Origin of the sequence: Bradyrhizobium sp. BWC-3-1, from assembly GCF_032917965.1 — a bacterium.
Classification (GTDB): domain Bacteria; phylum Pseudomonadota; class Alphaproteobacteria; order Rhizobiales; family Xanthobacteraceae; genus Bradyrhizobium; species Bradyrhizobium canariense_D.
Genome location: NZ_CP136625.1, coordinates 4989136 through 5010330, shown reverse-complemented (window position 1 = coordinate 5010330; position 21195 = coordinate 4989136). Strand labels below are relative to the sequence as shown.

At 64.4% G+C, this 21195-nt stretch carries 19 protein-coding genes and 2 pseudogenes; 13 read left to right on the top strand and 8 right to left on the bottom strand.

Going from position 1 to position 21195, the window contains the following annotated elements; translation table 11 throughout:
* Positions 1–48 precede the first annotated feature (48 nt).
* The 3 genes from RX329_RS24380 to RX329_RS24370 form a co-directional block, all read right to left on the bottom strand.
* Entirely contained in the window at positions 49–1020 is a 972-nt protein-coding gene (locus tag RX329_RS24380; RefSeq protein WP_085353482.1) for an MBL fold metallo-hydrolase, read from the bottom strand.
* 309 nt (positions 1021–1329) lie between these two features.
* Positions 1330–1995: a GntR family transcriptional regulator gene (locus RX329_RS24375; RefSeq protein WP_018454423.1), complete on the bottom strand. Its 666-nt coding sequence runs from the start codon at positions 1993–1995 to the stop codon at positions 1330–1332.
* Positions 1985–2266, bottom strand: coding sequence for a hypothetical protein (locus RX329_RS24370; protein ID WP_317246498.1), 282 nt, complete (start codon positions 2264–2266; stop codon positions 1985–1987). Before RX329_RS24370 ends, RX329_RS24375 begins: the two co-directional genes overlap by 11 nt.
* Between RX329_RS24370 and RX329_RS24365 the strand changes: the two are divergent.
* The 9 genes and pseudogenes from RX329_RS24365 (at position 2165) to RX329_RS24325 (ending at position 10951) form a co-directional block, all read left to right on the top strand.
* Positions 2165–2907 (top strand): annotated as a pseudogene (locus RX329_RS24365) (enoyl-CoA hydratase/isomerase family protein). The gene RX329_RS24370 and the pseudogene RX329_RS24365 overlap by 102 nt on opposite strands.
* A gap of 9 nt (positions 2908–2916) precedes the next feature.
* Positions 2917–4176: a CaiB/BaiF CoA transferase family protein gene (locus RX329_RS24360; RefSeq protein WP_085353480.1), complete on the top strand. Its 1260-nt coding sequence runs from the start codon at positions 2917–2919 to the stop codon at positions 4174–4176.
* Between the two features lie 52 nt (positions 4177–4228).
* Positions 4229–5221 (top strand): Bug family tripartite tricarboxylate transporter substrate binding protein, encoded by a 993-nt coding sequence (locus RX329_RS24355; RefSeq protein ID WP_026232729.1) that lies wholly within the window; start codon positions 4229–4231, stop codon positions 5219–5221.
* Between the two features lie 158 nt (positions 5222–5379).
* Positions 5380–5805, top strand: coding sequence for a tripartite tricarboxylate transporter TctB family protein (locus RX329_RS24350; protein WP_244561595.1), 426 nt, complete (start codon positions 5380–5382; stop codon positions 5803–5805).
* An 11-nt stretch (positions 5806–5816) separates the two neighbouring features.
* Positions 5817–7403, top strand: coding sequence for a tripartite tricarboxylate transporter permease (locus RX329_RS24345; RefSeq protein WP_317244419.1), 1587 nt, complete (start codon positions 5817–5819; stop codon positions 7401–7403).
* Positions 7400–8404 (top strand): 4-hydroxythreonine-4-phosphate dehydrogenase PdxA, encoded by a 1005-nt coding sequence (locus RX329_RS24340; RefSeq protein WP_085385275.1) that lies wholly within the window; start codon positions 7400–7402, stop codon positions 8402–8404. Before RX329_RS24345 ends, RX329_RS24340 begins: the two co-directional genes overlap by 4 nt.
* A 129-nt stretch (positions 8405–8533) precedes the next feature.
* Entirely contained in the window at positions 8534–8743 is a 210-nt protein-coding gene (locus RX329_RS24335) for a hypothetical protein (RefSeq protein WP_083926364.1), read from the top strand.
* A gap of 135 nt (positions 8744–8878) precedes the next feature.
* Positions 8879–9940, top strand: a complete 1062-nt coding sequence (locus RX329_RS24330; protein WP_085353476.1) for a glycosyltransferase family 4 protein — start codon at positions 8879–8881, stop codon at positions 9938–9940.
* Positions 9941–9952: 12 nt separating this feature from the next.
* Positions 9953–10951 carry a L,D-transpeptidase family protein gene (locus RX329_RS24325; RefSeq protein WP_085353475.1) on the top strand — a complete coding sequence of 333 codons (999 nt, stop codon included), beginning with the start codon at positions 9953–9955 and terminating at the stop codon, positions 10949–10951.
* A 42-nt stretch (positions 10952–10993) separates the two neighbouring features.
* Here the strand turns inward: RX329_RS24325 and RX329_RS24320 are convergent, their stop codons facing one another.
* The 3 genes and pseudogenes from RX329_RS24320 to RX329_RS24310 form a co-directional block, all read right to left on the bottom strand.
* Positions 10994–11410 carry a cupin domain-containing protein gene (locus tag RX329_RS24320; protein ID WP_085353474.1) on the bottom strand — a complete coding sequence of 139 codons (417 nt, stop codon included), beginning with the start codon at positions 11408–11410 and terminating at the stop codon, positions 10994–10996.
* A gap of 10 nt (positions 11411–11420) precedes the next feature.
* Positions 11421–12164 (bottom strand): SDR family oxidoreductase, encoded by a 744-nt coding sequence (locus tag RX329_RS24315; protein WP_085353473.1) that lies wholly within the window; start codon positions 12162–12164, stop codon positions 11421–11423.
* 234 nt (positions 12165–12398) lie between these two features.
* Positions 12399–13411: pseudogene (locus tag RX329_RS24310) on the bottom strand (formylglycine-generating enzyme family protein).
* 367 nt (positions 13412–13778) lie between these two features.
* Here RX329_RS24310 and RX329_RS24305 point away from each other — a divergent pair.
* Positions 13779–14798, top strand: coding sequence for a helix-turn-helix domain-containing protein (locus tag RX329_RS24305; RefSeq protein WP_085385272.1), 1020 nt, complete (start codon positions 13779–13781; stop codon positions 14796–14798).
* Positions 14799–14924: 126 nt separating this feature from the next.
* Here RX329_RS24305 and RX329_RS24300 read toward each other — a convergent pair whose 3' ends face one another.
* Positions 14925–16001, bottom strand: a complete 1077-nt coding sequence (locus RX329_RS24300; RefSeq protein ID WP_085385271.1) for a methyl-accepting chemotaxis protein — start codon at positions 15999–16001, stop codon at positions 14925–14927.
* A gap of 277 nt (positions 16002–16278) precedes the next feature.
* Between RX329_RS24300 and recJ the strand changes: the two genes are divergently transcribed.
* From recJ to RX329_RS24285, 3 genes are all read left to right on the top strand, one after another.
* Positions 16279–18120 (top strand): single-stranded-DNA-specific exonuclease RecJ, encoded by a 1842-nt coding sequence (gene recJ, locus RX329_RS24295; protein ID WP_018454409.1) that lies wholly within the window; start codon positions 16279–16281, stop codon positions 18118–18120.
* Between the two features lie 45 nt (positions 18121–18165).
* Positions 18166–18975 (top strand): SDR family NAD(P)-dependent oxidoreductase, encoded by an 810-nt coding sequence (locus tag RX329_RS24290; RefSeq protein WP_026232728.1) that lies wholly within the window; start codon positions 18166–18168, stop codon positions 18973–18975.
* 109 nt (positions 18976–19084) lie between these two features.
* Positions 19085–19882, top strand: coding sequence for an aldolase (locus RX329_RS24285; RefSeq protein ID WP_085385270.1), 798 nt, complete (start codon positions 19085–19087; stop codon positions 19880–19882).
* 6 nt (positions 19883–19888) lie between these two features.
* Here the strand turns inward: RX329_RS24285 and RX329_RS24280 are convergent, their stop codons facing one another.
* Positions 19889–21109: a lytic murein transglycosylase gene (locus tag RX329_RS24280; protein ID WP_018454406.1), complete on the bottom strand. Its 1221-nt coding sequence runs from the start codon at positions 21107–21109 to the stop codon at positions 19889–19891.
* Positions 21110–21195 lie beyond the last annotated feature (86 nt).

Sequence of the window (21195 nt, the reverse complement as noted above, 5' to 3'; positions counted from 1 at the left end):
TTCGGATGGTCCGGGCGGCGCGTGCGTCGCCCGGACCAGATCCGGCGATTACAAAGTCATCTGCATCGGTTCGGGATAATAGTGGAATCCTTCACCCGCCTTGGCGACATGGCCATAGCCCGGCCAGGCGAAGTGATAGGACATCACGGGCGTCTTGTTCGCAGCAAGCATGGTCAGCAGTTTTACGCGTGACTCGGCCGCCTGCTTCGGGTCGGTGTCGTAGGAGAATTCCATCCGCGGCCGCTCGAGCAGCAGGACGGGATGATGCGACAGGTCACCAAGGAAGGCGAAGGACTTGCCGGCCGACGAGACCATGAAGATGGTGTGGCCGACGGTATGACCGGGCGCTGCGATTGCCTGCACGCCAGGCAGAAATTCCTGGCCGTCCTTGAAGAACACGATGCGGTCGCGGACCGGCAGCAGGTTCTTGCGGGCGTGAACGACGAAATCCTTGGCCGCGCTACCGAGCTTGCCTTCGTCGGTCCAGAAGTCGAAATCGGTCTGCGAGATGTAGATCTGCGCGTTGGGAAACAGCGGCTTGCCGCCGTCGTCCACAATGCCGCCGATGTGGTCGATATGGGCATGCGAGCAAACCACGGCGTCGATGTCGCCGGGCTTGATGCCGGCCTCGGTCATGCTCTTCTGCTGCCGACCGGTGGTGGCGCCGAACATCTTGGATGAGCCCATGCCGGTATCGAACAGGATGAGCTTGTCGCCGGTGTTGACGATCGGCGAGTTCTGCTCGAGCACGACATTGTCCGGCGACAGGAAATTGTCGACGAGCATCTTCTTCACCTCTTCCTTGGAAACACCGGTGAAGGTGCCCGAGGGATCGCCCAGGGGAAGCGGTCCGTCGGACACGACGGTGACTTCGGCGTCGCCGAGAACGAAGCGGTGCCAGTAGGGCGTCTGGGTGCCGAGCTTGGGAGCGCGCGCCAAGGCGCTGCCGCCGAGCATTGCGCTGGCACCAAGGCCAGCCCCGAGGGTCAACAAGGACCGACGTGAGACATCGATTGTCATGCGTTTCCTCCGCTTTTGTCTTTTGTTTTGCGCAATTGCTTGCGCGTTACATTCGGCCCGCGCCGATGGTCGAATGCTGCGCCGGTTCAGGCAGGCGAGCAAGTGGAATTGATTTGGCGATGATCTCGGTTTGTCGAAGTTGGATGCGCAATTCCGGCGCGCGACAAAAGACGTCCGTTGCCGACGAGCCTCGTCAGCACGATCCGTGCCAGTACGGCCAAAAGCAATCAATGATTGTGTCGTGATTGTGTCTGCTGGCCGCCCGATACGGCGTGACCGCAAGATTCTTTGTACGCCGCGACCTATGGCTCACGCAATTCTCGGCGCGAGCTCGCTCCCTTCCGTTTCGGCAAAGCCCGCCTGCAAAACCTCTTCGCGCTTGTGGCGCAAATGCGCTCGCAGGATATGGGCGAGGCCGACGCCGTCGCGCCTCTGCAGTGCGTTCAGGATGGCATCGTGCTCCTTCACGGCGACCGCCCAGCGTTCGGGCGTCATCGGCGTGACATAGCGCGCGCGGCGGATGCGCGCGGTCACGGACGTATACAGCCCCGCGAGCACCGGGTTTCCGGCCGCAACGACGATGGCTTCGTGAATGGCGCGGTTGCCGCGATAGTACTGGATCAGATCGCGTTCGCGATAATGCCGCACCATGTCCGCGTGCGCGGCAGCGATCGCGTCGATCTCGGCATCGGTGATGCGTTCGCAGGCGAGTTCGCCGGCGAGCGCCTCGAGGCCCTGGCAGACCTCGAACAGGTCGCGCATATCCTTGTCGGTCAGTTTTGCCGCACGCGAGCCGCGATGCGGCAGGAGTTGCACGAGACCTTCGGCGGCGAGCACCTTGAGCGCCTCGCGGAGCGGCGTGCGCGATATCTGTAGCCGCTCGCACAGTTCGCGCTCGGGAATCCGCGCGCCCGGCGGGATCTCGCCGTCGAGCAGGATGGCCCGGATGCGGCCGACGACTTCCTCATGAAGCATGGGTCTGAAGTCCATTTGAATGCAAAAATGGAGCTATATACGCATTAATGCAAGTTCCGGCTTGTAAATCGATCATCTTGCATTCAAAAATGTAGAAAAGCAGAAGGACATCGAGGAAATGGACCAGCAGGTGAAGGCGGAAGACCTCGTTTTCGAGCGCCAGGACGGGATCGGGCGGATCACCTTCAACCGCCCGCAGGCGCGCAACGCCTTCACTTTCGCGATGTATGAGCGGCTCGCCGCGATCTGCGAGGAGATCAACGACGATCAAGGATCAAGGTACTGGTGCTGCGCGGGGCCGGCGACAAGGCGTTTGCCGCGGGCACCGACATCAATCAGTTCCGCGATTTCAAGTCGCCGCAGGACGCGATCGACTACGAGAACCGCATCGATCGGGTGCTGACCACGCTCGAACAGTGCCGCGTGCCGACGATCGCGGCGATCAACGGGTTCTGCACCGGCGGCGGCGCGGGCATTGCCGCGGCATGTGACCTCCGCATCGGCACCCAAAGCGCGAAAATCGGCTTTCCCATTGCCCGCACGCTCGGCAACTGCCTGTCGATGTCCAATGTCAGTCGTCTCACCGCGCTGATCGGCGCCGCCCGCGTCAAGGATCTGATCTTCACGGCGCGGCTCGTCGACGCGACCGAGGCTGCCAGTGTCGGGCTGCTCGGCGAGGTCGTCGAGGATATCGCCGCGCTCGAAAGGCGCGCGGACGAGGTTGCCAAATTGCTCGCCAGCCACGCGCCGCTGACGCTGAATGCGACCAAGCAGGCCGTGGCGCGCCTGCAAAGGCGCCTGACGCCCGACGAGGGCGAAGACCTCATCCTGATGTGCTACACGAGCCAGGATTTTCGCGAAGGGCTCGATGCTTTCCTCACCAAGCGCGCGCCGCAATGGCGCGGCCAATAGGACGCCCCGATGCAAAGCGATCGCTCGCAATCAACCTCCGGCCGTTCGGGGCCGCTTGCCGGCCTCAAGGTCATCGATCTCACCCATGTCATGGCAGGGCCGACCTGCACCTTGATGCTGGCCGATATGGGCGCCGACGTCATCAAGATCGAGAAATCGCCGAACGGTGACGACACCCGCCATTCGGTGCCGCCGAAGATCGGCGACGAGGCGGCCTCCTTCCTGATGATGAACCGCAACAAGCGCGGCATCGTGCTGGATCTGAAGACCGATGGCGGCAAGCAGGTGTTGCGGCGGCTGATCGCGGCCGCCGACGTGCTGGTCGAGAATTTTGCGCCGGGCGCCATGGAGCGCCTCGGCTTCGGCTATGACGACCTGCACAAGCAGCATCCAACGCTGATCTATTGCTCGCTGTCTGGCTTCGGCCGCACCGGACCCTACAAGCATCGCCGCGGCTTCGATCTGGTCGCCCAGGCCATGAGCGGAATCATGAGCTTTACCGGCGAACGTCCCGATGGTCCGCCCGTGAAATGCGGCCCGCCGCTGTCCGACATCACCGCCGGCCTGCTGGCGAGCATGGGCATCCTCGCGGCCTACACGCACCGTCTCAAGACCGGCGAAGGGCAGTGGGTCGAGACCTCGCTCTATGAGGCCGCGCTGGTGCAGACCTACTGGCAGTCGACCATCGCGCTGGCCGCGGGCACCGCGCCGCGGGCCATGGGTTCGGCGCATCCGCTCAACGCGCCATATCAGGCGTTCGAGGCCTCGGACGGCTGGTTGGTGGTCGGCGGCGCCAACAAGAAGCATTGGCTGTTGATGCTGGAGGCGCTCGGCGCAAGCGAGCTCGCAGCCGATCCACGCTTCGTCACCGGCGCCGACCGCATGGCCAATTTGAAGGAGCTCGAAGCTGTTCTGAGCGAGCGCTTCCGCACCCGCACGCGCGCGCACTGGCTGGCGGCACTGGACGAGAAGGGCGTGCCGTGCGGCCCCGTGCACGACATGCTGGAGGCGCTCAGCGATCCGCAGACGCTGGCGCGCGAGATGGTTGTCGAGGTCGAGCATTCCACGCTCGGGCCCGTGAAGACGATCGGCTTGCCGGTCAAGTTTTCGGAGACCCCAGGCAAAGTGCGCACGGGCGCGCCGGTCTACGGTGAGCATACAAGCGAGGTGCTGGCCGAGCATGGGTTCGACCGGAAGCAGATCGACGCGCTCGAACAAGAAGGCGCAATCGTGTTGGCATCGGGAAGAGGCGAGGAACGGGTCGCCTGACCGGACGTCGAAAACAACAAGAACAAGAGACAAAAATAAGCTGGAGGACATCATGGGTCAGACATCAAAACTTCTGCTCTCCGCAGCCGTAATTGTGCTCGCCGGCACGACGCCGGCGCTCTCGGCCTGGCAGCCGCAAAAGCCGATCGAGTTCGTGGCGACCGCCGGGCCCGGCGGCGGCACGGACAATCTCGCGCGCGCCGTGCAGAACATCATCACCAAGCACAAGCTGGTGGAGCAGCCGATCGTCGTCGTCAACAAGGGCGGCGGCAGCGGCGCGGAAGGCTATGTCTACGGCAAGGCGTCCGCCGGCGATCCCTACAAGGTGATCTTCGGCACGTCGAATGCCTGGCAGCAGCCGCTCGTCTCCAAAGTCGCTTTCAACTACACCGATCTCACCCCGATCGCGGCGATGGCGCAGGACGAGTTCCTGCTCTGGGTCAAGCAGGACGCGCCCTACAAGACGGCGGGCGATTATCTGAAGGCGGCCGCATCAGGCGAGTTCAAGATGGGCGGCGCGCAGTCAAAGGATACCGACGAGGTGCTGACCCGCATGATCGAGAAGGCCGGCCACATCAAGCTGACCTATATTCCCTTCAAGAGCGGCGCCGAGACGGCCGTGCAACTCGCCGGCGGACACCTGGACTCTCACGTCAACAATCCCAGCGAGAGTCTCGGGCAATGGCGTGGCGCCACCCAGCGCCCGCTTTGCGTCTTCAGCCCGAAGCGGCTGCCGCAGGGCGCCAAGGTCACCGCGACCGAAGGCTGGGGCGATGTTCCGACCTGCGTCGAGCAGGGCCTCGACATCAAGCAGTATGAGCAGCCGCGCACAGTGTGGCTCCCCGGCAAGGTCACGCCGGACCAGGCCGCGTTCTATGTTGACCTGATGAAGAAGGTGCAGGCGACGCCGGACTGGAAGGACTACATCGAGAAAACCTCCCAGGTCGACACGTTCCTGACCGGTGCCGAGTTCGACAAGTTCATCAAGGAGGATCTCGAGCGCGTCAGGCTGGTTGCGAGCGAGCAGGGTTGGTTGGTCAAGTGAGGCGGCGCACGCCTCAAACCCCTCCGCCGGAACGACAGCGAACGCTGGGAAAACACGTGCGCCATAATCGGACACTGTACGTGGCCTGACCGGAGCCCTCGATGATATCGCGCCGCGCTCTCGAACTTGCGACAGCCGTTCTCACCGGAAGCTTCGGTGTGGCGGTCGTCATTTCCAGCCTCGATAACGGCATCGGCTGGTCGAGCGCGGGCGTGGACGCCGGGACGTTTCCGTTCCTGACCGGGATCATCATCGTGCTCGGGAGCCTCTACAACCTGTTTCGAGGTGTCATGCCGGCCGCGACGCTCGCCAGCGTCCCAATTGCCATCACATCGATCGAGCTGCGCCGGCTTGCCGGCCTGTTCGTGCCGGCCGCGATTTTCGTGGCTGCGATCCCGTTGGCCGGGATGTACGTCGCCTCGGCCCTGTACATCTTCGCGGTGCTGGCGATCCCCCGACAACAATCCGTGCCGCGCGCGCTTGGCATGGCGGCGGCGACAGCGCTTGCGCTCTACGTCCTGTTCGAGCGCATGTTCCAGGTGAGCTTGCCGCACGGCGCGCTCGCCGCGGCGTTCGGCTTCTGAGGGAGAGGCCGATGGACAATCTCAGAGAACTCCTTCACGGCTTCAGCATCGCGATCACGCTGCCGCATCTGGCGCTGATGGTGATCGGCGTGCTGCTCGGCATTCTCGTCGGCGTGCTGCCTGGGCTGGGTGCTCCGAACGGGGTGTCGCTGCTGCTGCCGCTGACCTTCGGCATGCAGCCGGTCTCTGCCATCATCCTGCTCTCCAGCATGTATTGGGGCGCGTTGTTCGGGGGATCCGTGACCTCGATCCTGTTCAACATCCCGGGCGAGCCGTCGTCTGTCGCCACCACCTTCGACGGCTACCCGATGGCGCGCGATGGACGGCCGACGACGGCGCTCGCCACCGCCTTCGGCTCGGCGGCATTCGGCGCGCTGATCGGCGTCATCCTGATCACCTTCCTCGCATCATGGGTGGCGCAAGTCGCACTCGCCTTCGGGCCGGCGGAATATTTTGCGGTCTATTTTCTTGCCTTCGCCAGCTTCGTCGGCATGGGCGGGGCTGCTCCGATCAAGACTGTCGTCGCGCTGGCGATCGGCTTTGCCATCGCCGCCATCGGCATCGACACCGTCTCCGGCAGCGTGCGCCTCACCATGGGCGTCGACGAGCTGGTCAAGGGCGTCAACTTCGTCGTCGCGGTGATGGGCCTGTTCGGCATCGGCGAGCTGCTCGTGGCCGTCGAAGAGGAGTTTCATGCCCGCGCGGTCTCGTCGAAGATAGAGTGGCGCGAGGTGTTTCGCGCGATCGGCCGCCTGCCGCGGCATAGTGTTGCGCTGCTGCGCAGCGCGGCCATCGGATGCTGGATGGGGATCACGCCGGGTGGCCCGACTGCGGCGTCGTTCATGAGCTACGGCATCGCCCGGCGCTTCTCGCGCCGTGGCCGATATTTCGGCACCGGAGAGGTTGAAGGCATCATCTCGCCGGAGACGGCCGATCATGCGGCCGGCACCAGCGCGCTTCTGCCCATGCTCTCGCTCGGCATTCCCGGCTCGGCCACTGCGGCCGTCATGATGGGCGGGCTGATGATCTGGGGCCTCAATCCCGGGCCGATGCTGTTCGTCGACCAGAAGGACTTTGTCTGGGGCCTGATCGCCTCGATGTATGTCGGCAACATCGTCGCCGTTGTGCTGGTGCTGCTGACCGTCCCGGTCTTCGCGGCCCTGATGCGGATTCCCTTCGTGATCATCGCGCCGCTGATCGTGATCATCTGCGTCGTCGGCGCCTATTCGGTATCGAACTCCTATCTCGATGTTCTCATGATGCTCGGCTTCGGCATCGTCGGCTATCTCTTCAAGAAGCTGTTCTATCCGCTGGCGCCGCTCGTGCTCGCGATCGTCATCGGGGATAAGGCCGAGGACGCGTTCCGGCAGTCGATGCTGATGTCCAAGGGATCGCTCGGGATCTTCTTCGCCAACAAGCTGGTGACATGCCTGATCGTGGCCGGCATCGCACTTTTGCTGCTTCCGCTCGTGCTGCAGCTTGCGCGCCTGCTGCGCAAGCCTGCGCCGTCCACCGACGAGACGACAGCCCAAGAGAGAACGCAAGAGAGAGCTCAAGAGAGAGCTCAAGAGACCGCTCGGGAGAAAGTGATCATATGACCGCAAAGCCGCTCATTGCATTGGCAATGGGAGATCCCGCCGGCATCAGCCCGGAATTGACCGCAAAGCTCGTGGTGCAGGACGATATCCGCGCCAGCAGCCAGATTGTCGTGATCGGCGACCGCCGCATCTTCGACGCGGGCGCGCGCGTTGCCGGCGTCGAGCCGGAGCTGACAACAGTGGAGCAGGGAGCCGATCTGCGCGCGGCGGAGGGCGAGACTCTGTTCGTCGATCTCGGCCATCCCGATCCCGGCGACATCCAGCAGGGGATCGCGAGCCTTGCCGGCGGCAGGTTCGCGCTTGCCAACTACAAGCATGCGCTCGAGCTCGGCCGCGACGGCCGGGTCGATGCCGTCTGCTTTACGCCGTTCAACAAGCAGGCGATGCGGCTGGCCCGCGCAGAGTATGACGACGAGATCGCATTCTCCGCCGAAGTGGTCGGACTCAAAACCCCCGCAAGCGAGTTCAATGTGCTGGACCGGCTGTGGAACGCCCGCGTGACGTCCCACATCCCGCTCAAGGACGTCGCCGCGCGACTGTCCGGCGAACGCATCCATCGCGCGCTGAAGCTGACCGATGCCTGCATGCGCAACGCCGGCTTTGCGCGGCCGCGCATCGCGGTGGCCGGGCTCAATCCGCACGCCGGTGACGGCGGCAATTTCGGCCGCGAGGAGATCGACATCATTGCGCCCGTGGTCGCCGCCGGCCGGCGCGATGGTATTGCCGCGGAAGGGCCGTTTCCCGCTGACACCGTATTCCTGCGCGCCAAGGGCGGCGCCTTCGATGCGGTGCTGACGATGTATCACGACCAGGGCCAGATCGCGATGAAGCTGATGGGTTTTGATCGTGGCGTGACTTTGCTTGGCGGCTTTCCGTTCCCGATCTGCACGCCCGCGCACGGCACCGCGTACGACATTGCCGGGCAGGGCATTGCATCAATCGGGGCCAGCCGCGCCGCGCTGCTGCTAGCCGGAGAGATGGCGGCTCGTCGCGTCGCCTGATTTCTCCGAGGGCGCCTGCTTGTGCCCGCGGTCGCCGTGCGCAGCTTCGGGCCCTCCGGGAAAAAGTGGAAACTTCCGCCGTCGTAAGGAGTTGCTGTCCCATGAACGTCTCCATCTCGGAGTTGGAACATGGTAGACGACGACCCGCTGCGAACGGCGGTGGATATTGCTTGGTCCGTTTACCGCGCCCGGCATCGCCACGTCGATGCCGCAGATTGCCGTCGCTGCCTGCTCGAGCGTCATCTGCAAGGGAGATGGGAAGCGCGCGGGAGCGATGCCGAAGAACTCACGGGATTCGGGATTGCCTACCTCGATCGGCTTCCCGAGGACGAATGTTAAGGCTCGTGGAAGGGCTCGTCTGCCGGGTCGCGGCCGCAAGTGCCAGGCCGAATTGGACGCTGCTCGCGATTTCGAACCTTCTGTCCGCCGCGATCGTGCTGATCGTGCGTGCGGGGGCTTGACGGGTAGCCTGCCATGCGCATCGCTCAGCTTGCTCCCCTGGCCGAAAGCGTCCCTCCGAAGCTCTACGGGGGCACCGAGCGGGTGGTGGCCTGGCTGGTGGATGGGCTGGTCGAGCTCGGCCACGAAGTCACGCTGTTTGCGAGCGGCGATTCCAGGACGAATGGTGCGCTTCATCCTGTCTGGCCCCGCGCGCTGCGGCTCGGACAAAAGGGGGCGGACCCGACCGCCGCAAGCGCGATGCTGATGGAGGCAATCGCAAGGCGTGCGAAAGAATTCGACGTAATCCACGCGCATGTCGACTGGCTGTCCCTGCCGTTGCTCAGTCGTCTCGGCGTGCCGTTCCTCACGACCATGCACGGCCGCCTCGACTTGCCCGGACTACCCGACGTCGTCAGGCACTTCCCTGAAGCATGTTTCGTGTCGATTTCCGATCATCAGCGGCTGCCGCTTCCGGATGCGAAATGGATCGGAACCATCCAGCACGGGCTGCCGCCCGATCTGTTTCGGCCGTCCTACGAACAGGGGTCCTATTTGGCGTTTCTCGGGCGGCTCACCGCAGACAAGGGTCCGCAGGACGCGATCCGTATCGCGCGCGCAGTCCAGATGCCCCTCCATATCGCCGCGAAGGTCCCGCGCGCCGAGACGGCCTACTTCAGGAACCACATCGAGCCGAACGTCGACGGCAAGGATATCCGGCTTGTTGGTGAAGTCGATGACGCAAAGAAACAGCCCTTCCTTGCCGAAGCCGCTGCTCTGCTGTTTCCGATCGATTGGCCGGAGCCGTTTGGGCTGGTCATGATCGAAGCGATGGCATGCGGAACGCCCGTGATCGCCTATCGCTCCGGCTCCGTCCCCGAAGTCGTCGAGCATGGATTGACCGGCTTCATCGTCGAGAACGAGGAGCAGGCCGTCAAGGCGATCGGCGAACTGGGAAAACTGGATCGAAGGAAGGTGCGCGCCCGCTTCGAGGAGCGCTTCTCTGCGAGCCGAATGGCGAGGCAGTACGAACACCAATACCGCAAGCTCGCTAGCGCCGCGGCTCGGGAGTTGATCACTGAACCGTCGGAAACGTGAAAGGACCCGGCGATGTCGCTCGGAAAAGCGGGGCAGATTTGCATCTTTCTGGTCTTCGCTCTGGCTGCGCCGCCGGCGTTCGCCGCGGAGATCAACGCCGCTGCCATCAACGTCGCCGAGCCGTCGAAGAAAACCCTGTCGAACGATAAGCCGACCGCGGCCGGGGTCCGGTTGCAGGTCCTGCTGGACCGCGCGCACTTCTCGCCCGGCGCGATCGACGGCAGATTCGGCGAGAACGCCAAAAAGGCGTTGCGGGCCTATGCCGAAGCACGGCAGCTGCCGGTTTCGGACGCCGTGACGGACGATGTCTGGACCGCGTTACGGGCGGACGACCGGCCGGTGACGATGACCTATGCCATCACCGAGCAGGACGTGGCGGGTCCTTTCCTGAAAAAGCTGCCGTCGAAGATGGAGGACATGAAGGAGCTTACAAAGCTCGGCTTCACCAGTGCGCGCGAGGCCCTGGCCGAGAAATTTCACATGAGCGAGCAGCTCCTGGCCGCGCTCAACTCCGGGCGCCATTTCGATCGCGCCGGCGACACCATCGTCGTGGTGGACACATCAGGCGCAGGCGAGGGCATCCCCACCAAGGCCGAGAGGATCGAGGTCGACAAGGTCAGGCAGACCGTAAAACTGTTCGACAAAACGAATGCGCTGATCGGATTTTATCCCGCGACGGTCGGCAGCGAGGAGAAGCCGTCGCCCTCAGGCACGCTCAAGGTCACGGAAGTCAGCCGAAATCCGTACTATCGCTACAATCCCGCTTATCGCTTCAAGGGCGTCCATTCCCGCAAGCCCTTCACCATCAAGCCCGGCCCGAACAATCCGGTCGGCACGGTCTGGATCAACCTGTCTGCCGAGGGCTACGGCATTCACGGCACGCCCTCGCCGGAGAAGATTTCCAAGGCGGAATCTCACGGCTGCGTGCGTCTGACCAATTGGGATGCCGAGCGCGTCGCCGGGCGTGTCTCGAAAGGCACGCCGGTGGCATTCGTAGGCAGCCCCGGATGAAATCAACGCCTCGAGGTGGCAATGCCGCTCGCCGATTGTGCGCTATTTCGGGATCGGCATAGTCAGCTCCTTGTCGGCCGTATCCACCACGAAGACGGCCAGCAATTTTGCGGGTTCGGTCTCGCTGGCATTGGCGCTGACGGCATGGCGGTCGCCGGGCTTTTCGGAGAAGTTCTCGCCCTTGTGAAAGACCTTGACCGGGCCGTCATTGACCTGACTGCGGATCGCTCCTTCCAGGACGGTGGCGTAGATGAAAGCCGAGGGCGCGTGGATGTGGGCCGGCGAGGAGCCTCCGGGACCATACTCGACCAGCACGCCCTTCATGCTCTTGCCCGGGACATTGGGCAGCGCCTGGTCGAACACGACCGTCACCTTGGCCGTGGGCGTCGCCGTCTCGGCGGCATGGGCTGTCAGGAATGATGCGGCATAAACAGCGGTTGCGATCAGCAATCTGCGCATGGGGGTCTCCTCAAAGTCTCGCGAGCCATGTTGCGAGCGGCGTCGTGCCAAGCCGCGCCTCGCCAAGAGGGTTCAGCGATGTGTCGTCGATGGGAGCGCCGTAGTACGGCGCCTTTGGGTCTCCCACCACCGGTCGGGGGTCGCCGGACGCCTTCAGGCGGCGTGCGATGAATTCATTAAAGGGCGCCTTCTCAGGTCCTGCGATATCGATCGTGCCGTTAAGCGGCGGGCTAATCGCGACTTCTGCGAGGCGATCGGCCACGTCCTCGGCCGCGATGGGCTGAAACAATGCCGAGGGAACAACGATCCCACCCTCGGCCGCACCCATCTCGGCAATGGCGCTGAGGAATTCGAAGAACTGGGTGGCGCGGACGATCGAGTAGGGGACCGGCGAAGACTTGATGATAGTCTCCTGCGCCAGCTTGGCGCGAAAATAGGAGTTATCGGGCGAGCGCTCGGTTCCGACGATCGAGAGCGCCACATGATGCTTCACGGCCGCTGCGGCCTCAGTCGCAGCGAGGTTTTTGCTCGAACGCTCGAAGAATTCCAGCACGGCCGCGGGCTCCCAGGACGGCGCGTTGGCAACGTCGACGACGACATCGGTGCCCGCCAGCACTGCTGCGAGACCTTCCCCGGTCACCGCGTTCACGCCCGACTTCGGCGAAGCCGCGACCGCGTCGTGGCCTTGCTGCTTGAGCTTCGCCACCAGCTTGGATCCGATCAATCCGGTCCCGCCGATCACGACGATCTTCATGGCCTATCTCCTCGGCACGTTGCGGGCGCGAGCGTTTCAGGGTCGACGGCGCGCGCGTCGCGATGCGATGAGGCGACTCTTACCGGGGAAATGGGGCAGGCTCTTGCCTGTAACCGGCCCGCCTTGTCCAAAAATGATGAAGATGTTTATCGATCGCCGATAGATAAGTTGCATATCGAAATAGCCCGACGCGCGGAGCGCACCGCTGGCGCCAGCCACCACCAGCGGCGCGCGCTAGATTGCAGCACGTCCTTCGTGTCGGCGTTCGGTTACAGACGGCAATCGCACTACGCAGCGGAACCCGACATGGCTGGTCGAGGTATCGACGGGCTCGGCGTGCCGCGCGGCCGGGCGGTATCGGCGGCAATAGTTCGGCGCGCAGAGGTGCGAGCCGCCCTTGAGGACCTTGAGCGGAATCTGGATGTCGGGGAGGCGAGGGTCGTAGCTTGTGTGCTCACCGCCGCCGCGGGGATTTTTGGGGATGCAGCAGGGTTTTGCGGCGTCGGCGGCGTGTTTGACGACCACCAGTCGGAGGTCCACTCCCAGACATTGCCGATCATGTCGTAGAGGCCGTAGCCGTTCGGCGGGAAGGCCATGACCGGCGAGGTACGCTCGTACCCATCCTCGCCGAGATTCTGGACGGGGAAGTTGCCCTGCCAGATATTGGCCATGTGTTTGCCGCCCGGCATCAGCGCATCGCCCCAGGCGTATTCCTCCGCCTCGAGGCCGCCACGCGCCGCAAATTCCCATTCCGCCTCCGTCGGCAGGCCCTTGCCGGCCCAGTGGGCATAGGCTGCCGCATCGCTAAAGGAGACGTGGACGACGGGATGATCGTCGAGATCCTCGATGTTGCTGCCAGGACCATAGGGATGACGCCAGTTGGCGCCGCGCAGGAATGTCCACCACTGGCTCCAGTCGGTGAGATCGGTGATGCGCGGCAGCGGTGAGAACACCCGCGATCCCGCGTAGAGCATCTCTGCCAGCGCGCCCGGATAGTCCTTCGGATCGGGAACGATCTGCGCCTCGGTGACATGGCCGGTTGCGGTGACGAACTGCTTGAACTGCCGGTTGGTCACGGGCGTGCGGTCAATGCAGAAGCCGTCGACAGCGACTCGATGGCTCGGCGCTTCCTCGGGATAATGATGGTCGGATCCCATGCGAAAGGTTCCGCCGGGAATGAAGACCATCTCGCCGGTCTTCAAATCATCCGGCACCCACTCGCAGTGATCCAGATCCGCTCGCAACATGGTGGAAGCTCCGATACGCGCATTCCACCTGATGCTACTGCGCCAACTTTGGCAGACTTCGACGATGGCTCTTTGCCCGGCCCATTAGACGCATTGTCTAGTCCCCACTTTTTTGGCGCTCCGGGGAGAGGAGGGCGCTGCATTGCGTCCAGATCTCCTTCCTTTGCACGCACGTCTTCGAGCACGCGGCAAATCCATGCCGCGTGCGCTCTGCCTTCCGCAAAGCGCGTCCGCTCAATATCGCTAAGGTTGCAAACGGTACCCGAAGACTGGACGGCTGTGATGTGCAGTTTGTGCCAGTCTGCGGGGGAGTTGGTGAGGCCTCGCCTGCCGCAGAATTGTCGCGCTTCAGTAACAGGGTACAGCCATGGGGCAAGTCCTCCTGGTTGATTCGCGCAAGCTGGACGGTTTCGAAGGACTTCAGCAGGCCGTCCATGGCTCGCATGTCGATGTGATGCAACTCGGCCGCGGTCGGTTGCGCGGAACGTTGTCCCATGTCGGCATCGGCGACTTCTCGCTCAGCATCGGTGCATTCAACGTCGGCATGCGCACGCAGCGGGTTTCCAGCGACGACAGACTGATCATCGGCATGCTGCTCGCGGCTGAAGAGCGCGTCGCCCACTGGTCGTTCGACATGCAGCTCAACGATGTGCTCGTCATTCCGCCGCTGCTCGAACATGACGGGGTTTTTCACGGCGGCTCCGCTTACGCCGCCATGCGGTTCGACCTCAACGAGGTCGCGACGCTGTTCGCCGGAAAAGCACGGCTGAGTGATCCTGACACCTGGCGCAGCCGCGGTCATTTCCGCGCGGACATCGAGAGCGGCGCAATCGCCTCGCGCCGCCTGGTCCGGATCATGTCGCACCTGCGCGACAACAAATACGGACTGACGCCATCAACAGCCGATTTCTGGAAACGATCGATCGCCGAATGCATGGCTACCAACGTCGCGTCGTCGCTGCCACCCGACGGCAATGGCTGGCTCCCTTCCGCGCGACGGCTGATCCGCAAGGTCGAGGAGTTTCTCGACGACGCCGGCACCCGTCCGGTGCACGTGTCGGAAATCTGCGCGGCGCTCGGCGTATCGCGGCGCACCCTTCACCGCGCGTTTCAGGAGGTATTCGGTCTCGGCCCGGTCAGCTTCCTCAGGCACAAGCGTCTTTGCGCTGTTCATTCGATCCTGCACCAGAGCGCACCCGGCTCGACCACCGTGACAGCGGTCGCCATGCAGCAGGGCTTTTACGAACTCGGCCGGTTCTCGCAATACTACCTGGCAATGTTCGGAGAGCGTCCGTCGCAAACGCTCGGAATCGCGGCGGTGCAGGCCGCCGAAGACGAGATCGCCAGAGCCTCGCGCTTTGAGCCTGGACCGCGAACGACGCCATGATGGCATGCATGCCAGTGTTTTGCAGGCGTCAAACGGCGAAAAAACTGTCATGAAAACAACCGGATGGCTACCGTGTATGGGGTTGTTTTCACGGTTTTGAGTTGGATAGGCGAGCCGCCTCCAGCTTCAGGCCCCGCAGACGATCACGCCGTACCAGCCCAGGCCGCGATAGGTCTCGTAGCCGGGCGTCGCATGGAACGCGACCAGCGTGCCCGAGCCGTCCTGGTAGAAGCCGGAACGCTGGCCGTTGAGCGACAGCGAGATGCGTTCGCTGAGAATGCCTTGTCCGTCGGAAGCGGCGATCACGCGAAGATTGGAGTCGACCAGCAGCACGCGCGCCTTGTCGCTGTCGCCAACGCGCACGCCTTGCACGATGGCGCGGGCCTGCGCCTCCCAGTCGAAATGGATGGCGAGCACCCCGATCGGCGCGCCGTTGGCCTGGCCGCCGGCGCGGACGCTGGCGCAATAGGTCGCGACCTGGGCATTGCCGAGCAGCGGCTGGTTCTCGACGTCGCCGGCGACATAGTCGTCGCCGGAGCGCAGGGTCTTGGCCTCGCGAAACCATTTGGTGTGGGCGACGTTCTGGCCGACAGCGCGAAAGCGGTCGGCGCGGCCGTTGGCGATGACGTTGCCGTCGAGATCGCAGAGCCAGAGGTCGAGATAGACGGTGTAGGCTCCTAGGATCACACCGAGACGCTGCGAGGCATGGGACACGGCCGCGGCGTCGGGCGAGGCCGCGCAATCGACCAGCGCGGAATCGGTCGCCCACCAGCGCACGTCGCAGGTCCGTTCATAGAGGTTGCGGTCGATCAGCTCGATGGCGTTGAGCGAGAGGTCGACCATGCGCTCGCCGCGCGAGCGCTGGCTCATGCGGTCGATCGAGGCGACGAGGTCGCCGGTGCGCTTGGTCAGCTGGCTTTCGAGTTCGCGGGCGATAGTCTCGACCTGCTGGCCGACGCCGCGGACCTCCTGCGCCACCACCGCGAAGCCCGCGCCCTGCGCGCCGGCGCGCGAGCTTTCGATCAACGCGTTCAGCGCCAGCATCTTCATCTGGTTGGTGATCTGCTGGATCGCCTTGGTCTTGTCGACCGCGATCTGGTTGACCTCCGCCGTGAGGCGGTTGATCAGCGCGGAGATGTCGGAATCATCATTAGCGGGTTCATTTGCGATCGGCTTGGCTTTGAGACCCAGCGCAGCAGACATCGGGGGCTTCCCTTGGCAATGAGGTCTGATCTGCAACGAACCCGGAACAATCACTGACAGATCGAATACGATTCTTTTTCGAAGATTCCGCCTAACGCCTGCTTAATTTGCTGTTTTGCGGAATGCTCAAATGATAGTCAGTCCGGGTAGCAAAGCGGCAATCCACCGCTTTGTGCCGCGCAGACGTTGCAAATCCCGAGGGATTGCGGGCCAATCGTCCGTCGGCCGGACGATGCAATCCCTCCGGCTCCCAGGTTCCTCAAACCGACAGCTGTTCATGACGCCGCCCGCTACCGCCTTGCCCGTCGAAGCGCCCCAGGCGTTCCTGGGAGTGGCGCGCTCGCTCACCGACAAGCTTTGGCGCGACCGGCTGGATGCCCGCGGGGCGGCGAAAGCGCTTGCCATCGTGCAGCGCCACCAACTGCCCGAGCTCCTGGCGCGGGTGCTGGCAGGCCGCGGCGTCGACAGCGACGCCGTCGCAGATTTCCTCGATCCCACCATCCGCAAGCTTCTGCCGGACCCGTTCACGGTGACGGAGATGGAGGCCGCCGCGAAGCGGATCGCGGATGCCGCAGCGAACGGCGAGAAGGTCGCGATCTTCGGCGACTACGATGTCGACGGCGCGACCTCGGCGGCGCTGCTGACCTGGCATCTGCGGCATTGCGGGCTCGATCCGCTGATCCACATTCCCGACCGCATCTTCGAGGGCTACGGGCCCAACACGGAAGCCGTGCGCGCGCTGGCCGAAAAGGGCGCCACGCTGCTCGTCACCGTCGATTGCGGCACCACCAGCATCGAGCCGCTCGCCGAAGCAAAACGTATCGGCATGTCCGTCGTCGTGATCGACCATCATCAGGCCGGCACGGAGCTGCCGGAGGTCGACGCGCTGGTCAATCCGAACCGGCTCGACGATCTCTCCGGCCTCGGCCATCTCGCCGCCGTCGGCCTCGTGCTGGTGACGCTGGTCGCGGTCAATCGTGAATTACGCCAGCGCGGCTTCTGGAATGCGGAGATGCCCGAGCCGGATCTGCTCGGCATGCTGCATCACGTCGCGCTCGGCACGGTTGCTGATGTCGCGCCGCTGATCGGTCTCAACCGCGCGTTCGTCGCCAAGGGCCTGATCGCGATGCGGCGGCGCGACCATGTCGGCCACACAGCGCTGATGGACGTGGCGCGGCTCAACGGCCCGCCGGAGGCCTGGCATCTCGGCTTCATGCTGGGGCCGCGCATCAATGCCGGCGGTCGCATCGGCCGCGCCGATCTCGGCGTGCGCCTGCTTTTGGAGGGTGACAGCGTCGAGGCCGCGCGGATCGCCGCCGAACTCGACCGCCTCAACAGCGAGCGCCGGGTCATCGAGCAGGCGGCCGAAGCGCAGGCCGAAGCCGAGGCGCTCGCCTCGATCGGGCTCGAGGACAAGATCGGCGTGATCGTCACGGCCTCCGAAGGCTGGCATCCCGGCGTGGTCGGTCTCGTTGCGTCCCGGTTGAAGGAGAAGTTCTCGCGGCCCGCCTTTGCGATCGCGCTGGAGCCCGGCGGCATCGGCACCGGCTCCGGCCGTTCGATTGCCGGCGTCGATATCGGCAAGGCCGTGCGGCAGGCGGTCGCCGATGGCATTCTGCTGAAGGGGGGCGGCCACGCGATGGCTGCGGGGGTCACGCTACGGAAGGAAAAACTCGCCGAGTTTCGCGCCTACCTCGAGAATGCGTTGGGGCGCGACGTTGCCGAGGCGCGCCACGTCAACGAGCTCTACATCGACGGCGCGGTCTCCGCGCGCGCGGTGACGACCGAGCTTGCAGCGACGCTCAACCGCGCGGGTCCCTTCGGCAGCGGCAATCCGGAAGCCGTGTTGGCGCTGCCGGCGCACCAGCTCGTCTATGCCGACGAGGTGGGACAGGCACATTTGAGGCTACGCTTCAAGTCGGGCGACGGCGCCATCGTCAACGGCATCGCGTTCCGTTCGATCGGACAGAAGCTCGGCAACGCGCTCGTTGCCAATCGCGGCCAGCAATTGCATGTCGCGGGATCATTGTCGGTCGATCGCTATCAGGGCGCCGAGCGTGTGCAATTCCGCGTCATCGACGTCGCGCTACCCGATCAGGGACCATCCATGATTAGATAGGCCCGGCAAACAACAAAAAAGCTAACAGCAAAACTGGGAGTGAACATGGCAGGGCAGGTTGAGGGTAAAGTGGCGCTGGTGACGGGCGGCGCCTCCGGCATCGGCGAAGCCGTCGTCGAGCTATTCGCGCGCGAGGGCGCCACCGTCATTGCCACCGACATCGACGAGCTGCGCGGCCCCGAGCTCGCCAATCGCATCACCAAGGCCGACGGCAAGGCGATTTTCCTGGAGCAGGACGTCACCAGTGAAGAGCGCTGGATCGAGATCACAGCCGAGATCGCGAAGCGCTTTGGCCGGCTTGATATTCTCGTCTCCAACGCCGGCATCGGCATCGCCGTGCCCTCGATCGTCGACATGACGCTTAGCGACTGGCGCAAGCAGAACGCGATCAACCTCGACGGCGTCTTCCTCTCGGTCAAGCATTGCCTGCCCTTGATGCGCAAGACCGGCGGCGGCTCGATCGTCATGATGTCCTCGCTCGCGGGCCTGCGCGGCGCGCCTGGGCTGTCGGCCTATTCGGCGACCAAGGGCGGCGTGCGGCTGTTCGCGAAGTCGATCGCGATGGAGTGCGCGGCCGCCGGCGACGGCATCCGCGTCAACTCCGTCCATCCCGGCATCATCGACACCCCGATCTGGGGCAAGATCCCGACCGGCGCGACCGGCAACCAGGGCAATGCACCGATCGATCCCGAGGAGCGTGCGCGCCTCGTCACGCCGCTCGGCCGCGCCGGCCATGCTTCTGAGATTGCCTCCGGCGTGCTGTATCTGGCCTCCGATGCCTCGTGCTACGTCACCGGCAGCGAGCTCGTCATCGACGGCGGCATGAATGCCGGCGGCGTGCCGCGGCGGCAATAGGCCGTCGCGCGGGCTGCGAAGGGCAGGGTGGCGCCCGCGGGGGCTGACGCGCAGGCGTCGGACCTGTACAACGCGGGCGTCTTCCGAACGACAGAGGTGTCCTTCCGCCATGGCGCACAGCCTTCACTCTTCGTCCTCCACGCCAGCAACGTTCCGCTCGAACCGTCCGGACCTCGTCACCGACGCGATCCGCAGCGCGCGCGAGGATCTTGCCGCCTGCTTTCGGATGGCTGCGCGCAACGGCTTTGAGGAGGGCATCTGCAACCACTTCTCGGCCGTGGTGCCGGGCCATGACGATCTCTTCCTGGTCAACCCTTACGGCTACGCCTTCCGCGAGCTGACCGCGTCAAAGCTGCTGATCTGCGATTTCCACGGCAGCGTGCTCGACGGCGAGGGCGTACCCGAGGCGACCGCGTTCTACATCCATGCCGAGATGCACAAGCGCCTGCCGCGCGCCAAGGTCGCCTTCCACACCCACATGCCCTACGCCACGGCGCTGTCGATGACCGAAGGCGATCCGCTGATCTGGGCCGGCCAGACCGCGCTGAAGTTCTATGGTCGCACGGCCGTGGACCGCGACTACAATGGCCTTGCGCTCGACAACCGCGAAGGTGCGCGCATCGCATCCGCCGTTGGGGATGCCGATATCATCTTCATGAAGCATCACGGCGTGATGGTGCTGGCACCGACCATCGCGGAGGCCTGGGACGATCTCTACTATCTCGAACGCGCCGCCGAGGTGCAGGTGCTGGCGATGTCGACCGGGCGACAGGTGCTGCCGGTCGATCCCGCGATTGCAGCCGAGACCTACAGGCAGATGCGCGAGGGCGATTCCGAATCTGCACGGCTGCATCTTGCGGCGATCCGGCGGCAGCTCGATGCGGAGGAGCCGCAATACCGGCATTGAGCCGGCCTAAGACCCCTGGCGTAGCTTCGCCAGCACCTTCAGCCCGCCATAGCCGTCCGCAGGCACGATACCGGCCCTCTGCTGAAAATCCTTGATTGCCTTCATCGTGTCGTTGCCGACGCGGCCGTCGGTGCCGCCGGTGTCGAAGCCCGCCTTGGTCAGGCGCGTCTGCATCTCCTGCACCTCGGCGAGTGTCAGCGCGCGCTCGGAGCCGGGGAACGGCTGGATGAAAGGCGGGGCGCCGAGGCAGCGGTCGCCGAGATGGCAGATCGCCAGGGCATAGTTCATCGAGGGATTGTAGCTCTTCACCGCGTTGAAATTCGGTCCCAGCAGAAACGTCGGCCCGCCCGCAACCGGCGTCCACATCTGCGCGGATGCGGAGGCTTGCGGAAACGGCTGGCCGTCGGCGCGGGTGACGCCGGCCGCCTGCCAAGCCGCATAGGTCCGGCTGCCGCTCATCTCACCGGGCGTGCGCACCTCGTAGCCCCAATGCTCGCCGCGGTGCCACTTGCCGCGATTGACGAGATATTTTGCCGTCGAGCCCAGCGCGTCGTCGGGCTTGCCGAACGGCGACACCTTGCCGTCGCCATCATAGTCGATGCCGACATTGAGCCAGACTTCCGGCATCCATTGCGAATGCCCCATCGCGCCGGCCCAGGATCCCTGCATCTGCTCCGGCGTGCTCCAGCCCTTGTCGACGATGCGTAGCGCGTTGATCAGCTCGGTTTCCCAATAGGCCTTGCGTCGCGGTTCGTTCCAGGCGAGGGCGGCGAGCGAGGGAAACACCGGCGTCATGTGGTTCTGCTGCACCAGCGGATCGCCATAGGCGGACTCGACGCCCCACAGCGCCAGCAGCGTGCCGCGCTCGACGCCGAAATCGCGCTCGATGCGCGCGAGCAGCGCCTCGTTGTTCTTGAGCGCGATCTTGCCGTTGATGATGCGCCAGTCGGAGACGCGACGGTTGATGTATTGCCAGACCTGCTCATGAAATTCGGGCTGGTTCCGCATCTGCTTGAACACGCTCATGTCGGGCTCGACCCGCGCCATCGCACGCTGCCATGTCGCAGCCGAGATGCCCTTGGCCATGGCACGAGCGCGAAAACCCTCACGCCATTCGTCGAAGCCTGGAGGTGCGGCGAAGACATGCGTCGGGAAAGCGAGCAGGGTGGCGGCGCCGATCGTGAAGGCGCGGCGGGTATGATGGATCGAGGAATCAGCGTGTTTCATCGACTTATTGTAGCGGGAAATGCGGCTCCTGTGAGTCGGTTCCTGGAGGGTCGGGAACGGGACGTCCGTCCTGTTCCTTCCGGAAC

Excerpts from the sequence above, each read along its gene's own strand:
- RX329_RS24320 (WP_085353474.1), bottom strand. The coding sequence starts at position 11,410 with ATGCGCAGATTGCTGATCGCAACCGCTGTTTATGCCGCATCATTCCTG.
- RX329_RS24290 (WP_026232728.1), top strand. The coding sequence starts at position 18,166 with ATGGCAGGGCAGGTTGAGGGTAAAGTGGCGCTGGTGACGGGCGGCGCC.
- RX329_RS24345 (WP_317244419.1), top strand. The coding sequence starts at position 5,817 with ATGGACAATCTCAGAGAACTCCTTCACGGCTTCAGCATCGCGATCACG.
- RX329_RS24325 (WP_085353475.1), top strand. The coding sequence starts at position 9,953 with ATGTCGCTCGGAAAAGCGGGGCAGATTTGCATCTTTCTGGTCTTCGCT.
- RX329_RS24380 (WP_085353482.1), bottom strand. The coding sequence starts at position 1,020 with ATGACAATCGATGTCTCACGTCGGTCCTTGTTGACCCTCGGGGCTGGC.
- RX329_RS24300 (WP_085385271.1), bottom strand. The coding sequence starts at position 16,001 with ATGTCTGCTGCGCTGGGTCTCAAAGCCAAGCCGATCGCAAATGAACCC.
- RX329_RS24360 (WP_085353480.1), top strand. The coding sequence starts at position 2,917 with ATGCAAAGCGATCGCTCGCAATCAACCTCCGGCCGTTCGGGGCCGCTT.
- RX329_RS24285 (WP_085385270.1), top strand. The coding sequence starts at position 19,085 with ATGGCGCACAGCCTTCACTCTTCGTCCTCCACGCCAGCAACGTTCCGC.
- RX329_RS24280 (WP_018454406.1), bottom strand. The coding sequence starts at position 21,109 with ATGAAACACGCTGATTCCTCGATCCATCATACCCGCCGCGCCTTCACG.
- RX329_RS24340 (WP_085385275.1), top strand. The coding sequence starts at position 7,400 with ATGACCGCAAAGCCGCTCATTGCATTGGCAATGGGAGATCCCGCCGGC.
- RX329_RS24375 (WP_018454423.1), bottom strand. The coding sequence starts at position 1,995 with ATGCTTCATGAGGAAGTCGTCGGCCGCATCCGGGCCATCCTGCTCGAC.
- RX329_RS24305 (WP_085385272.1), top strand. The coding sequence starts at position 13,779 with ATGGGGCAAGTCCTCCTGGTTGATTCGCGCAAGCTGGACGGTTTCGAA.
- RX329_RS24335 (WP_083926364.1), top strand. The coding sequence starts at position 8,534 with ATGGTAGACGACGACCCGCTGCGAACGGCGGTGGATATTGCTTGGTCC.
- RX329_RS24355 (WP_026232729.1), top strand. The coding sequence starts at position 4,229 with ATGGGTCAGACATCAAAACTTCTGCTCTCCGCAGCCGTAATTGTGCTC.
- RX329_RS24330 (WP_085353476.1), top strand. The coding sequence starts at position 8,879 with ATGCGCATCGCTCAGCTTGCTCCCCTGGCCGAAAGCGTCCCTCCGAAG.
- RX329_RS24315 (WP_085353473.1), bottom strand. The coding sequence starts at position 12,164 with ATGAAGATCGTCGTGATCGGCGGGACCGGATTGATCGGATCCAAGCTG.
- recJ (WP_018454409.1), top strand. The coding sequence starts at position 16,279 with ATGACGCCGCCCGCTACCGCCTTGCCCGTCGAAGCGCCCCAGGCGTTC.